Below are 13,825 nucleotides of genomic sequence, written 5' to 3'. Positions count from 1 at the left end.
GTCCCGCTGGCATCGATGCCCCTCATGGAACACTGACGCCATGCGTCGTCGTCATCTCTTGGCCCTCGCCCCCGCGGCGGCCCTCGCCGCCTGCACTGCCGAGGGACCCGCCCCGGACCCGGGAACCGACGGGCACGACGGCTCCAGCGACGGAGGCGGCGCCGAGGGTCCGCCATCGCAGCAGCCCAGCACGACACCGGCTCCCACCACCGAGCCTCCCACCGCTGCAGAGCTGCTGCTGGAGACCCTGTCGCCCCGCGAGCTCGCCGGGCAGCTGGTGCTGGTGGGGATCCCCGCCGGCTCCGAGATCCCGGAGCCGGTCCTCACCGAGCACCACGCCGGCGGGATCTTCCTGCTCCAGGTCTGGGAGAGCGCCGAGGAGGTCGAGCGCACGGTCGCCGCGGCCCGTGACCTCTCCCGCTCCGACCTTCCCGCGCTGGTCGCGGTCGACCAGGAAGGCGGGCAGGTGAGGATGCTGCGCGGGGACGCCGCCCGGAACACCCCGTCGGCCGAGGAGCTCGGCGCGCAGGGGCCCGAGGCCGTCGGCGGGGCGTACACGAGCATCGGCGAGGATCTCGCCGCGCGCGGCATCCACGTCGCCCTCTCGCCGGTCGCGGACGTGGTCGATCCCGAGCTGGGCAATGCCAACGAACCGGTCGGGACGCTCGACCGCGGTTTCGGGACCGAGCCCGCAGCGGTGGGCGAGTGCGTCGCCGCAGCGACCCGGGCGCTCGCCGAGCAGGGCATCGGCGCGACCCTGAAGCACTTCCCGGGACTGGGGAGGGTCGAGCAGAACACCGACTTCTCCGCCCAGGGCATCGAGGATGAGATCACCGGCCCGGAGGATCCGTTCCTCGGATCCTTCCGCGCCGGGATCGAGGCGGGGGCACCGCTGGTGATGATGTCCTCGGCGATCTATCCGCAGCTCGAGCCGGATGTCCCTGCGATGTTCTCCTCCGCGGCCATCGAAGACCTGCTGCGCGGCAGCCTCGGATTCGACGGTCTCGTGGTCACCGATGACATCGGCGCTGCGAAGGCCGTCGCGGACGTGCCGGTCCCCGAGCGTGCGACACGCCTGCTCGAGGCGGGAGGGGACGTGGTGCTGACCGCCGATCCCTCGCTCACCGGGGAACTGGTCGATGCGATCGAGGAATGGGCCGCGCAGAACAGCGAGCAGGAGCAACGGGTGCGGGAATCCGCCGGGCGGATGCTCGCACTCAAGGAGCAGCTGGGGCTGCTTGACGCCTAGGGCGACACCTTGGCAGGGGTCTGACGCTCAGTCCTTGTCGAGCGTGATCAGGTGATTCACCGGGCCGAAACCGCCTTCGTGCTGCGAGATCCGCCATTCCTGGGCGTTCTCGGTCGCGCTCGCGACGAACTCACGGGCCGAGGCGACGATCGTGACCATGTCGTCGTCAGTGCCGGCCTCCCCGATCTCGCCCAGCTCCCCGGCGCGGTCGAACTCCGCGATGCGGGCGAGCTGGGCCGCGATCGCGGCTGACAGGGTCGTACCGGCGCCGCGCACCCGCCGGTCCGGCACCCGCCGAGCCCGCAGCAGGTCGGTGCCGCCCTCATGGACCAGCACGTCCACGACGTCCTCGCCCTCGAGCCGGCCGCCGGTGATCAGCACCGAGCGAGGCCCCTTCGCCTGCAGTGCGAGCGCCTGCTCACGGATCTCGTCGATCGATGTCGCGAGCGGGCGGCCCAGCAGCTGCGCCGCCTCGGCCATGTTCGGAGTGAGCACGTCGACCAGCGGCAGCAGCTCCGCGCCGAGCGCTGCCGCGCCTTCAGCGGTCATCAGCGGCGAGCCATCCGCGCTGACCATCACCGGGTCCAGCACGATCGGCCCCAGCCGCTTGCGGTGCGCGCGGACCGCTCCCGCGACCGCGGATACCGCCGCCGCGCTGCCCAGGGCCCCGATCTTGGTGGCGTCGAGCCGGAGATCGCCCGCGACCGCATCGATCTGGCGCCGCACGAGGTCCCCGGCAGCGGATGCGTGCTCTCCACGCCCGCGGCGCTGACGACGGTGACCATGCTGACGGCGCTCGCCCCGTAGACGCCCAGCGCCGTGAACGTCTTGAGGTCCGCCTGGAGGCCCGCGGCTCCGTCGGTCTCCGAGGCGGCGATGGTCAGGACGAGGGGCGGGCGCATGCGGTCTCCATCTCTCGGGGATCCCGGCTCCGGTGGGGCGCGGGCGGCCGGCGCAGACTTCGAGCCGGTTCCGTGAGCGGAGAGTACCAATCACGCCTGGCATCTCTATCCTGTACCCAGGCACGCGACGTTGCGCGTGCGAGAATCACCCGGGGTGGGAGCACCGGAGGCTCCCGCGGGGAACGGGAACACGGTGCTGGGGAGGTGGCGATGGTTCAGGAACCGGGCGACGGGCCGCGGTCGGGATCCGACCTGCCCGATTTCTCGTCCCGCTCCTCGGACGGACTCCCCGATTTCGACACCGCGCAGGGCCCGGTGACTCTCGGCCAGCCGAGCGATCGGGCATTGCATCGCAATCGCACCACGCTGCTGGCCGTGATCGGCGCGTCCGTGGTGATCCTCGCGGTGATCGCGCTGGTCCTCTCGCAGACCGTCTTCCGCTCCGTCCTCGACGACACGGGGCCCACCGCCTATCAGACCGGTCAGCGCACCGGCCAGGGGCAGTCGGAGTACGTGCCGGACCCGGAGGATCCCGACATCGCCCCGCCTCCGCCGATCTTCACCCAGGCGCCCACCACCGAATGCACCGTGCCGCAGAGCACGCCCGCTCCGCAGGCCTCGGCGCAGGGCAAGGTGCGCGGCGGCGGCCTGGAGTACACCAACCCCGACGGGTGGGGTGACGGCTGGGTCGCCCATTCGCTGCCCTACCTCACCGACGTCGGCGCGGATTCCCGCCTGGTCGAGGACAGCTGGTACAGCGTGGTCAACCTCGGCCGGGTCCACTTCTCGGAGGAGGAGGGTGGTTATCCGGGGCTCGAGACCTCCGCAGTCGCGATCTTCCAGTGCTACGCGACCACCTCGGGGGTCCTCTCCCACTTCGGCGAGAACCCCGAGGTCACCGATTATCGCTCGGAAGCCATGAGCGTCGACGGGACTGCCGCCTGGATCGTCCAGGCCACGTACCACTTCGAGGACCCCGACATGCTCGAGACCTCGAGCGCCTCCGTCGTCACCTCGATCGTCGTCGAGACCCCGAACGGGCCCAGCGGCCTGGCCAGCGACGTCGCCGCCGACAACCCTGACCACGCCCAGAACCTCGAGGACATCATCGCGAGCCTCGACGTCATCGAGTGATGACGGGACGAGTCCCTCCCCGCTGAAGGAGCCGCCGTGCACACCGGACCGCAGTACACCTCCCCCAGCCCCAGCCCGGCGGGAACGGTGGCAGGGGCACCGCCCTGCTGTTCGGGGGATCGCCTTCGCCGTGGTGTTCCTGCTGATCGTGGGAGCCACGGTGGGTTACCTGGTGCTGCGCCCCACAGGTTCCAGGGGCGACTCCGCAACATCCTCCACCGCGAGCACATCACCCGTGGAGACCGACAGCGCCTCCCCGACGGACACGGACTCCGCGACCCCCACCGACGTCGAGGAGGAGCGCTGCTGGAGCCCGGAGAAGTTCGAGCGCAGCTCCACGAACCCCTCCGGCAAGCTGCGCGGCGGCGGCCTGCAGTTCATCCCGCCGAGCATCTACGACATGCGCTCCCAACCGATCGGCACCAGCTACTCCAACGACGTGCAGGGAGCGCAGGGGAGGTCGAGGAGGGCTGGTACTCGACCGTGTTCGTGGGTGCCATCGAATGGCAGCCCGGCTTCGAGTACCCCGGTGCGGAGGCCGCCTCGAAGACGATCACCAACTGCTTCTACTCCGCGAACATCTGGGGCGACACCAAGGGCCGTTCACTCGATGACCAGGTCACCGAGCCGGTGACCATCGCCGGGATGCCCGGCTACCGCACCACCGGCATCGTGAACTTCTCCCACTCGCCGATGGAACTGACCTCCGCCACCGAGCTGGTCGTGGTGGTGCTCGAGACAGACCAGGGGCCGAGCGTCTTCGTCACCGAGACCGCGGTCGGGGTCGAGGCGCACGAGGAGGCGGCCGACGCAGCCTACGAGTCGCTCACCGGGATCTCCTGAGCCGGGGGCGTCGCGACGGTCCTGAGCCCGGCGCCGGTTGCCCTCAGACCACGGAGGAGGCGAGCCGGCAGAGGTTGTCGATCACCTGCGCCGTTCGCGGGCGCTGCTGCCATTCCTCGAGGCTGAGCTGCCGGCTGCGCGCACGATAAGTCCCCTCCACCTCGCGCATCTTCTCCATGAAATCTGTGCCCCCGATCATCAGGGAGCACTCCATCTGCAGCAGGAACGAGCGGATGTCCATGTTCGAGGAGCCGATCACGGTGACCGAGTCGTCGATGGTCACGTGCTTGGCGTGCAGGATGGTCGGGGCGCGGTAGAGCCAGATCGTCACCCCTGCCTCCAGCAGCGCCGAGTAGTAGGAGCGCTGGGCGTGGAAGACGAGGAACTGGTCGCCGATCTCGGAGACGAAGAGCTCGACCTCGACCCCGCGCCGCGCGGCGGTGATGAGGGCCGCGAGCATCGACTCGTCGGGCACGAAGTACGGCGAGACGGCGACGATGCGCTGCGTGGCGGAGTAGAACAGCTGGTTGAACAGCGCCAGGTTGTTCTCCGCGACGAAGCCCGGGCCGCTGGGCACCAGCTGGCACTCGTAGCTGCCCGAGGTGTCCGGTGAGGGTCGCACCACCGTCTCCTGCGGCAGCATCTGCTCGGACTCGTAGTACCAGTCGGTGGCGAACAGCAGGTTCAGCTCCGACGATCGGGCCTCGGAACCGCGCCATCGTCTCCTGCCAGTGGAGCCCACGGCGGATGTTGGAGCGCTTGTCGTAGTGGGCGGCGATCATGTTCTGGCTGCCCATCCAGCCGATCTCGCCGTCGATGATCACCATCTTGCGGTGGTTGCGGAGGTCGGGCCGCTGGAAGGCGCCGTCGCGGAACGGCTGGATCGGGTTCATCGGGAAGTGCTCGATGCCGTGGGCGTCCAGCTTGCGGCGCATCGCCCGATACTGCGAGCCGTGGCTGAGGGCGCCCCAGTGGTCGTAGAGCACCCGGACGGGGACGCCCGCCTCGGCGCGCTCTGCGAGGGCCTCGAAGAAGTCCTCGGTGGCCTCGTCCAGCCCCATGATGTAGAAGAGCACGTGCACGCTCTCGCGCGCGGAGCGCACGTCGGCCGCCATCCGTGCGAGCGAGGTGTCGTAGTCGATCTCGAGATCTGCCGAGTTCCGGCCGGTGAGCGGAAAAGCGCCGAGCTCGCGGTTCAGCCGCACCGCAGCCTGCAGCCAGCTGGGCACGTCCTCGTCGAGCTCGCTGTCGGGGATGTTCTGGGCGCGCACCCGCATCAGGCGGTTGACGATCCGCTGCTTCTCGCGGCGGCGGCGCGGCAGCTGCGACTTGCCCAGCAGGAGGTAGAGCGGGAAGCCCACCAGGGGGAACACCATGATCGCCAGCAGCCAGGCGATCGCCGAGCCCGGGCGGCGATTGCGGGGCACCACGATCAGGCTCACCAGGCGCAGCACGACGTCCAGGGTCCAGTAGAGGTACGTGACGACGAGGACCCCATGGTCCATCGCCCACTGCCACACGGCGCTCATCGACGGTCCTCTCGCGGGAAAGCACAGCAGAACGGCGGGCCCCGGAGGGACCCGCCGTTCAGGATACGGCCACGAGCCGCGCCGCGCGCCGTGAGGAGCTGCTGATCAGTCGTTGCCGCGCAGGATCATCAGGATCCGCAGGACCTCGACGTAGAGCCACACCATGGTCACGGCGACGCCGAAGGCGAGGCGCCAGGCGTACTTGCGCGGCACCCCTGCCTCGGAGGCGTGCTGAACGGCCTCGAAGTCCATCACCAGCGAGTAGGAGGCCATCACCACGGCGATGCCGCCGATGGCCAGGCCCAGCATGCCGTCGCGCAGGCTCTGGCCCATCAGCAGCATCGTGCCGATGTTGACGAGCCCGAAGAGCATGTACGCGATCATGGCGACCATGAAGATCTTGTTCAGGCGGGGCGATGTGCGCAGCACGCCCACCCGGAACAGGACCAGCACGGTGCCGGCGACCGCGAGGGTCCCCACCACGGCCTGCAGCGCGATGCCGGGGTAGAAGTACTCCATGGTGCCGCTGATGCCACCGAGGAACAGGCCCTCGAAGATGGCGTAGGCGATCACGGCGACCGGCGAGGGCTGCTTCTTGAAGATGTTGATCAGCGCGGCGACCAGGCCGCCGATGACGCCGATCAGGGTCGCGGCACCGGCGAGCGCGAGGCCGGCCTGGGCGCCGGCAGGGCCTGCCACGAGGGCGAGGGTGAAGGGCATCATCGCCACCACGAAGCCCACGACCATGATGATGCCGAGGGTCGCGGTGATCGCGTTCAGCGCGTCCTTCATCGTCATCCGGCCGGTGTCGTGACCGGTCGCGGACGGGCTGTCGTACATCGACTGGAGCTGGTCCGTGCCCTGTTGGTCGAAGCCCGCGGACCACTGGGTGTTCTGGGCGGGCGCGGCCTGCGCCGACTGTCCGAAGCGGGGGCGTTGTAGTTCGCACCGCTGTGGACTGCCTGGTCGCGGCCGAACACGATGTTCTGGCGTGCCATGGGGCTCCTCACGTGGATCGTTGGGGTCGACGACGGGCACTATGGTGCGCCCATCGGACCGACTCGATCATCTTACCGGGCGGAACCCGGGACGGAGCTGGAAGCCAGCTCCGCTTTCAGCGAATGCGCGAGGCGGCGAGCGCCTGGTCGAGATCTGCCAGCAGATCGCCGAGGTCCTCGATGCCGACGCTGAGCCGCAGCAGCTCGTCGGAGATCCCCGCCGCGGCCCGCGCCTGCGGGGTCATCGCCTCATGCGTCATCGTGGCGGGCCGGCAGATCAGCGACTCGACCCCGCCGAGGCTCACCGCGTAGACGGGGTAGCGCAGCGCCTGCAGGAAGGTGACGCGGTCCAGCCCCTCGGCGAGCTCGAAGGAGAGCACGGCGCCCCTCCCGCTCGCCTGGGAGGCGTGGAGGCGCGCCTCGTGCTCGCTGTGGGAGCCCGGGGACCACACGGCCGCGATGTCCTCGTGCCCGCGCAGGTGGGACACGATCGCGTCGGCGTTGGCCTGCTGTCGCTCGAGCCTCAGCGGCAGTGTCTTCAGGGACTGGATCAGGCGGAAGGAGTCCTGCGGGGAGAGCACTCCTCCCTGTGCCTGCTGGGCGAGGCGGTACGCCTGCGCGAGCTGCTCATCGTTGGTGGCGATGGTGCCCGCCAGCAGGTCCGAGTGGCCAGCGAGGTATTTGGTCGCGGACTGCACGACCACGTCGGCCCCGAGGTCGAGCGGCTTCTGCAGCACCGGGGTCATGAAGGTGTTGTCGACGATCACCAGCGCGCCGTGCCGGTGCGCGAGCGCGATGACGCGTCGCAGGTCGGTGATGCGCAGCGTGGGGTTGGCGGGGGTCTCGACGAAGACGGCCCGGGTCGCGGGGGTGAAGTCCTCATCGGTGAGGTCGTCGAGGTGATCGACGTAGCGGCCGGTGACGCCCCGCCCGGGCAGCACCTGGCCCACGAAGCGGTAGGTGCCGCCGTAGACGCTCGCCGGCAGCAGGATCTCGTCACCCACGCCGAGGGTCGACAGGGCGGCGGCGGTGGCCGCCATCCCGGAGGCGAAGGCGAAGGCATGCTCGGAGCCCTCGAGTGCGGCCAGGACCGTCTCGAGCTGTGCGCGGGTGGGATTGGAGCCTCGCTGATAGGCGAAGGCGCCGCTGTCGGTGGCGGGATCGAGCGCGAAGGTGGAGGCCAGGTGCACCGGCGGGATCACGGCGTGGTGCTCGAAGCCTCGCAGGGCATGAATGGCGGTGGTCTGGATCTGCACGGTGGCTCTGGCTCCTCGGGTCGGCGGCTCCTGCCGCTGCCACTGTAGGACTCCGCCCCCGCGGCGCCGCGCGCCGGATGGCCGAATGTGACGGCCGGGCGCGCGGCAACAGAGCTGGCTCGCCTCGCGAGCGTCGGCTCAGCCGCCGACGGGGACCGGGATCGCGTCGGTGCGCGTGAGGGCCGCCTCGTCGCTCGCGTCGCCCACCGCCGGGAGGGACCCGGTGTAGGTCGACTCGTGCTCGCGCAGCACCGCGAGGGTGTGACGGGACCGCAGGCGCAGCGCCAGCAGGGTGGCGACGACGAGGACGAAGCCGGTGCTCGCCAGCAGGATCGCGACCACCATCGGCGCCCGGTACCCGAGGCCCCCGGCGATCACGGCACCGCCGAGGGCGGCACCGAGCGCATTGGCGACGTTGAAGGCGGCGTGGTTGAGCGAGGCGCCGAGCACCTCCGAGCGGTGCGCCACCCGGATCAGCCAGGTCTGCAGCGCCGGGCCCAGCGCGGAGCTCGCGGCGTTGACGGCGAAGAAGCCGATCAGCAGCCCGGTCAGGGACCCCGGTGCGGCGAAGAACAGGCCCACCAGGGCGGCGACGTAGATCGGGAATCCGATCAGCAGGGTGCCGCGCAGCGAACGGTCGGTGGTGATCCCGCCGAGGATGTTGCCGAGGGTCATGCCCAGGCCGGCCGCGGCGAGCACCCACGGCACCACAGCGGCGGGCGCGCCGGAGACCTGGGTGGTGATGTCGGCGACGTAGCTGAACACGGCGAACCCGCCCGCGAAGCCCACTGCGGCGATGCCCATGATGATCCACAGCTGCAGGCGTCGCAGGGCGACCACCTCATCGACCGCCCGCCGGCCCGCGATCGGCGGCTGCGGCGGGAGCGTCCAGCGCAGGGCGAGCACGGTCAGCACGAAGATCGCGGCGATGACCAGGTAGACGATCCGCCAGCCGGCGACCTGGCCGAGAGCCGTCATCAGCGGCACGCCGATGAGGTTCGCGACGGTCAGGCCCGACAGCGCGACGGCCACACCCTTGCCCTGGCTGCCCGGCCCCATCAGGGAGGCGGCCAGCAGCGAGGCGACCCCGAAGTAGGCGCCGTGCGGGATCCCGGCCACGAAGCGGGCGAGCACCGTGAGCTCGAAGCTCGGCATCGCCGCGGAGAGCACGGTGCCGGCCGCGAGCGCCACGGCCAGGGCGACGATCATCGAGGTGCGGCTCCAGCGCACGGAGAGCAGGGCGAGCACAGGGGCGCCGACGACCACGCCGAGCGCGTAGGCGGTGATGAGCAGGCCCGCACGGGCGATGCCCGCCTCGGGGTCGGAGGACATCTGCGCCGGCAGCAGCCCCTGGGCCATGCCGGGCAGCAGGCCCATGGTCGCGAACTCGGAGGCGCCGATGCCCACCCCGCCCAGTGCGATGGCGAGGAGGGCGAGGGTGCGGCGCCGCGCGGAGATGTGGTGCGGGGCGCGGGCGCTCGTGGGGTCTGGCGCGAGGGCCGGCCGGGGATCGGTGCTGAGGGTCATGAGGGTTCCTCGACTGTCGGGAAGCAGGTGCAGGAAGGGCGTCATCGACCGGAGGAAAAGACTAAGCCAACGCTGTTGCGTTACGTCAAGGGGGCGGGAACCGGATGGATCCACCTCACATCGGCACGGGCCCCTCCGCGACCTCCGACCGCCTCACTCTCGCGCCACCATGCAAGGATGTGCGCCGTGAAGCCGAGCGGACCTCTCGACCGTGTGGCGGGTGCCCATGACGCCGCCGTCCTCGCTGTCGCGCGCCGTGGCGAGCCGGTCGCGCGCACCGGGCTCGCGGAGGCGCTGCAGGTCACGCCGCAGGCGATCTCGAAGATCCTCTCCCGGCTGAGCGAACGCGGACTGATGGCGGAGCTCGGCTCCGTCTCCTTCGGGCCCGGGAAGCCCACCACCCTGTACGGGATCGTCCCCGAGTCCCGGCGGGCGATCGGGGTGCATCTGACCCGGACCCGCCTGCACGGCGTGGTGGCGGACCTCACCGGGCAGATCCTCGAGCGCCGCGAGGTCGAGATCGATCGCGGGCAGCCGGTGCCGGAGCTGATCTCCGTCCTCGCCTCCGCGGCACGGGACCTGGCTCGCCACGGCGCCGGCGAGCTGCTGGGTGTCGGGGTCGGGATGCCAGGGCCGGTCGACCCCGTCGCGGGCGTTCCTCTGGACTCCTCCTCCCCCACCGACGCGTGGCGCGGAGCCTCGATCCGAGATCTGCTGCTCACGGAGCTCGACATGCCGGTGCTCGTGGACCACGATTCCCGGGCCGCGCTGGTGGGAGAGAGCTGGTCACAGCCCGGACTGCTCGACAACGCCGTGCTGGTGCTGGCCGAGGAGGGGCTCGGCGCCGCGATGCGCCTCGACGGCACGATCGTGCGTGGCGCCCATTCACGCGCCGGCGAAGCGGGCCACACAGTGGTGCGCATGGGCGGGCGGCCCTGCCCCTGCGGGCGCCGCGGCTGTGCCCAGGCCGAGTACCTCGCTGCCCTGGAGGACGACGATCAGGAACTGGCCGCCGAGGTCCTCGCGACCGTCGTCCTGAACCTGGTGCGGCTGGTGGACGTCGACCGGGTGGTGCTGGGCGGCCGCTCGATCTATGCGCACCACCAGGTGACCATGGACGCAATCCGGGCGGCGCTGGACCGGGGCCTGCACGCCGGCGCGCACGGGCACGTCGAGGTGCTGCTGTCCACTCGCGGGGTCGACCTCATCGCGGCAGGCGCCGCCTGCGAAGTGCTGGAACACGAGTACGGCCTGCCGTCGGCGCTCGTCGGTCCAGCTGCCCTCTGAACGATCCCGCCGTGCGGTCAGCGGGTGGCGGAGGACCGCGGCAGATGCTCGATGCCGGCCCGCGCCAGCTCACCGAGCCGCCGCGCCGCCCGCAGCCGCAGCAGCGCGAGGGTCGCGAGCAGCATCGCGAAGCCGACGATCGCCACCGCGGTGCCGATCACCGTCGGTGCCTCCAGCCCGTAGCCGGCGGAGATCACCGCTCCGCCCAGCAGTGCCCCCAGCGCGTTGGCGACGTTGAAGGCGGCGTGGTGCAGGGAGGCGCCGAGCATCTCGGAACGACCCGCGATCCGCATCAGCCAGGTCTGCATCGCCGGGGAGAGGGTGGCGTGGGCGAAGTTGGCGAGGAAGAAGGAGAGGGTCAGGCCCACCGGGCTGCTGACCACCAGCACCATGGTCAGCATCGCCGCGATATATGCGGGGAACGCGATCAGCAGGGTGCCGTTGAGCGATCGATCGGTGGTGATCCCGCCGATCGCGTTGCCGAGAGTCATGCCGAGCCCGGCCACCGCCAGCAGCACCGGGATGTATCCCGCTGAGACGCCCGCGACCTGCCGGCCGATGTCGGCGATGTAGCTGAACACGGCGAACGATCCCGCGAAGCCGACGGCGGCGATGGCCATCACCGTCCACAACTGGAGACGGCGGAAGGCCCTCAGCTCGTCTCGGAGCCGTCTCCCGCGCGGCGCAGGCTGGGACGGGATCGTGAGCGCCACCAGGAGTGCGGTCAGTCCGAAGACCCCGGCGATCACCAGAAAGGCGGAGCGCCAGCCCACGCTCTGCCCGAGCGCCGTCAGCAGCGGCACCCCGACGAGGTTCGCGACCGTGAGGCCGGACATGGCCAGGGCCGCCCCCTTGCCCTGGGACCCAGGGCCCATCAGGGAGCTGGCCAGCAGAGCTGCCACGCCCAGGTAGGCGCCGTGAGGGAGCCCGGCCGCGAAACGGGCCGCCATCGTCAGCTCGAAGCTGGGCATCAGGCCGGAGGCGAGGGTGCTGACCGTCAGCAGCAGCGCGAACACGACGATCAGGGTGGTGCGGCTGAGGCGGACGGCGAGCAGGGACAGCAGCGGCGCGCCGATCACCACGCCAAGCGCGTAGGCGCTGATCGTCCAGCCCGCGCGAGCGAGACCCTGATCGGGCCGCTCCGCCATCATCTGCGGCAGCAGGCCGTCCGCGATCTCGGGCAGCAGGCCCATCGTGACGAACTCGGAGGAGCCGATCCCGAAGCCGCCCAGGGCGAGGGCGAACAGGGCCAGGGTGCGGTGCCCGCGAGAAAGCGGCGCCCGGCCCGTACCCGGAGGCGTGCTGGTGGTCGGAACGTTCACAGGCACCTCCCGGCGCAGGATTCCGGCCGACGCGACAACGGCGCGAACCGTGGGACCGGGGCACGAACCGTGGGCGCCGTCGCCGCGGAGCGGGCACGACGAAGGTGCCGCCACGGCTCTGCATCCGCGCTCGGCACCTCGGAGACCACGCTATGCGCGCCGGCCCGTCGACACCAGGGATGCTCACCCCCGCGGCAGGGTGGATCAGGTCACAGCGGGCATGCGGGCCGTGCCCGCGAGCGCCCCGCCGCCGTCCCCTGCGGTCCCCTGGGTCAGGCGGGGCGGGGGCCGAAGACCGCCGAACCGACCCGGACGATCGTCGCCCCCTCCTCGACAGCGATCTCGAGGTCGCCGCTCATGCCCATCGACAGCTCGGTCAGCTCCTCCGCCCCGAGCTGATCGCGCACCTCGTCCCGCAGCCGGCGCAGCAGCTGCAGCGAGGCGCGGACCGCGGCATCGTCGCTCGAGTTCGCCCCGATGGTCATCAGGCCGACGGGCCGCAGCACGGTGCTGGCCCGCAGGCGCTCCACCATCGGCGCGATCGCCTCGACCGTGGGGAGAAGCCGCCCTTGGACTCCTCACCGGACGTGTTGACCTGCACCAGCACGTCCCTGCTCAGGCCGGCGGTCTCGGCACGGCGCTCGAGTGCATCGGCGATGCCCTCACGGTCCACGCTGTGGATCATCTCGGCGAAGGCGACCACGTCGCGAGCCTTGTTGGTCTGGAGCCGGCCGATGAAGTGGCGCGGCACCCCGTTCTCCGCGAGCAGCGGATCGGCGTGCTTGGAGATCTCCTGGGCCCGGTTCTCGCCCACGGCGACACGGCGTCCCCGCTCCCTCAGCAGTTCCACCGCCGCCGCGATCTCGGGCGGGGTACGGGTCTTCGTGGCCAGCAGCACGGTGATCTCGCGGCCGTCGTGGCCCGCCCGCTCGGCGGCGGCATCGAGGCGCGCGAGGACGTCATCGAGGCGGGGGCCAGCAGTTCAGCCTGCTCGGCCACCTCGGAAGACTGGGTCGAGTCGTCAGCACGGGTGGTCATGCCCTCCATTGTGGCCGAGCCGCGGCACCGATAGCGTCAGCCTCAGCCGCGCACCGAGGAGAGCCCGCCGCGATGAACCCACTCGTGAGCACCACCAGCCCGTCCCCGCGCTGCCGGGTCGAGGTGCGACGCACGGTGCTCGTACCGGCGCCGCGGGAGGAAGTCTGGGCACGTATCGCCACCCCCGCAGGCATCGACGACGAGCTGCGGCCCTGGCTGAGCATGACGATGCCCCGGGAGCTCGAGGCGGCGGTGATCACCGCGGATCTCGTGGGCCGCCCCCTGGGCCGAGCGTGGCTGCGCCTCGGGGTGTGCTGCCCGTCGAATACGACGATCTGTTCCTGGTCGAGGTCGATGCCCCGCGCCGCTTCCACGAGTATTCCTCGATGAGATTGGCCCGGTCCTGGGAACATCGCCGTGATCTCGAGGCCGTCGCGCCGGATCGCACCCGGGTCACCGACACCCTCGCGCTGGAGCCCCGTCTGCCGTTGCCACGGCCCGTGCTGCAAGTGGTGGTGGGGGCGCTGTTCTCACACCGTCAGCGCCGACTGCTCAGACACTTCGCCCGCTGACCGCAGTGTTCGCCCGTTGAACGCGCCGGGCCCGGTGGTACCCCCAGCGGGACTCGAACCCGCACTGTGCCGATTTTAAGTCGGCCGCCTCTGCCGATTGGGCTATAGGGGCGAGACGGGGCCTGTGCCCCCGCATCCTCACAGCGGGTCACCCTATGCTGGATCGCA

Annotated in this window: 12 protein-coding genes, 1 tRNA gene and 2 pseudogenes; 5 read left to right on the top strand and 10 right to left on the bottom strand. The window is 71.0% G+C overall.

Features of this window, described 5'->3' with window-relative positions:
- Positions 1-40: 40 nt before the first annotated feature.
- Positions 41-1,249 carry a glycoside hydrolase family 3 N-terminal domain-containing protein gene (locus tag H3H54_RS05165; protein ID WP_262425788.1) on the top strand — a complete coding sequence of 403 codons (1,209 nt, stop codon included), beginning with the start codon at positions 41-43 and terminating at the stop codon, positions 1,247-1,249.
- Positions 1,250-1,276: 27 nt separating this feature from the next.
- On the opposite strand, the pseudogene H3H54_RS05160 reads toward H3H54_RS05165, so the two are convergent.
- A pseudogene (locus tag H3H54_RS05160) lies at positions 1,277-2,151 on the bottom strand (hydroxymethylpyrimidine/phosphomethylpyrimidine kinase).
- A 210-nt stretch (positions 2,152-2,361) separates the two neighbouring features.
- Here H3H54_RS05160 and H3H54_RS05155 point away from each other — a divergent pair.
- Complete coding sequence (locus H3H54_RS05155) at positions 2,362-3,285, top strand: hypothetical protein (protein WP_262425787.1); 924 nt, start codon at positions 2,362-2,364, stop codon at positions 3,283-3,285.
- A gap of 165 nt (positions 3,286-3,450) precedes the next feature.
- Here H3H54_RS05155 and H3H54_RS05150 read toward each other — a convergent pair whose 3' ends face one another.
- Complete coding sequence (locus tag H3H54_RS05150; protein ID WP_262425786.1) at positions 3,451-3,624, bottom strand: hypothetical protein; 174 nt, start codon at positions 3,622-3,624, stop codon at positions 3,451-3,453.
- Positions 3,625-3,774: 150 nt separating this feature from the next.
- Here H3H54_RS05150 and H3H54_RS05145 point away from each other — a divergent pair, with 150 nt between their 5' ends.
- Positions 3,775-4,128: a hypothetical protein gene (locus H3H54_RS05145; protein ID WP_262425785.1), complete on the top strand. Its 354-nt coding sequence runs from the start codon at positions 3,775-3,777 to the stop codon at positions 4,126-4,128.
- Positions 4,129-4,171: 43 nt separating this feature from the next.
- Here H3H54_RS05145 and cls read toward each other — a convergent pair.
- From cls to H3H54_RS05125, 4 genes and pseudogenes are all read right to left on the bottom strand, one after another.
- Positions 4,172-5,657 (bottom strand): annotated as a pseudogene (gene cls / locus H3H54_RS05140) (cardiolipin synthase).
- A 105-nt stretch (positions 5,658-5,762) separates the two neighbouring features.
- Entirely contained in the window at positions 5,763-6,497 is a 735-nt protein-coding gene (locus tag H3H54_RS05135; protein WP_262425784.1) for a Bax inhibitor-1/YccA family protein, read from the bottom strand.
- Positions 6,498-6,771: 274 nt separating this feature from the next.
- Positions 6,772-7,911: a PLP-dependent aspartate aminotransferase family protein gene (locus tag H3H54_RS05130; RefSeq protein ID WP_262425783.1), complete on the bottom strand. Its 1,140-nt coding sequence runs from the start codon at positions 7,909-7,911 to the stop codon at positions 6,772-6,774.
- Positions 7,912-8,049: 138 nt separating this feature from the next.
- Positions 8,050-9,438, bottom strand: coding sequence for an MFS transporter (locus tag H3H54_RS05125; protein ID WP_262425782.1), 1,389 nt, complete (start codon positions 9,436-9,438; stop codon positions 8,050-8,052).
- A gap of 177 nt (positions 9,439-9,615) precedes the next feature.
- Here H3H54_RS05125 and H3H54_RS05120 point away from each other — a divergent pair, with 177 nt between their 5' ends.
- Positions 9,616-10,725: an ROK family transcriptional regulator gene (locus H3H54_RS05120; RefSeq protein WP_262425781.1), complete on the top strand. Its 1,110-nt coding sequence runs from the start codon at positions 9,616-9,618 to the stop codon at positions 10,723-10,725.
- A gap of 17 nt (positions 10,726-10,742) precedes the next feature.
- On the opposite strand, the gene H3H54_RS05115 is transcribed toward H3H54_RS05120, so the two are convergent.
- From H3H54_RS05115 to H3H54_RS18690, 3 genes are all read right to left on the bottom strand, one after another.
- Positions 10,743-12,047 (bottom strand): MFS transporter, encoded by a 1,305-nt coding sequence (locus H3H54_RS05115; protein ID WP_262425780.1) that lies wholly within the window; start codon positions 12,045-12,047, stop codon positions 10,743-10,745.
- A gap of 272 nt (positions 12,048-12,319) precedes the next feature.
- A complete protein-coding gene (locus H3H54_RS18695; protein ID WP_316249143.1) occupies positions 12,320-12,580 on the bottom strand; it encodes an alanine racemase in 261 nt (86 codons plus the stop codon).
- Entirely contained in the window at positions 12,532-12,945 is a 414-nt protein-coding gene (locus H3H54_RS18690; protein ID WP_316249142.1) for a hypothetical protein, read from the bottom strand. The genes H3H54_RS18695 and H3H54_RS18690 overlap by 49 nt, the downstream gene beginning before the upstream one ends.
- 451 nt (positions 12,946-13,396) lie before the next feature.
- On the opposite strand from H3H54_RS18690, the gene H3H54_RS05105 reads away from it, so the two are divergent.
- A complete protein-coding gene (locus H3H54_RS05105) occupies positions 13,397-13,657 on the top strand; it encodes a hypothetical protein (protein ID WP_262425779.1) in 261 nt (86 codons plus the stop codon).
- A 35-nt stretch (positions 13,658-13,692) separates the two neighbouring features.
- Here the strand turns inward: H3H54_RS05105 and H3H54_RS05100 are convergent.
- Positions 13,693-13,769: transfer RNA gene (locus H3H54_RS05100), tRNA-Leu, on the bottom strand.
- Between the last annotated feature and the right edge of the window lie 56 nt (positions 13,770-13,825).

Source organism: Brachybacterium sp. Z12 (genome assembly GCF_014400405.1).
In the GTDB taxonomy this organism is placed as follows: domain Bacteria; phylum Actinomycetota; class Actinomycetes; order Actinomycetales; family Dermabacteraceae; genus Brachybacterium.
This window is presented reverse-complemented; position numbering and strand designations above follow the sequence as displayed.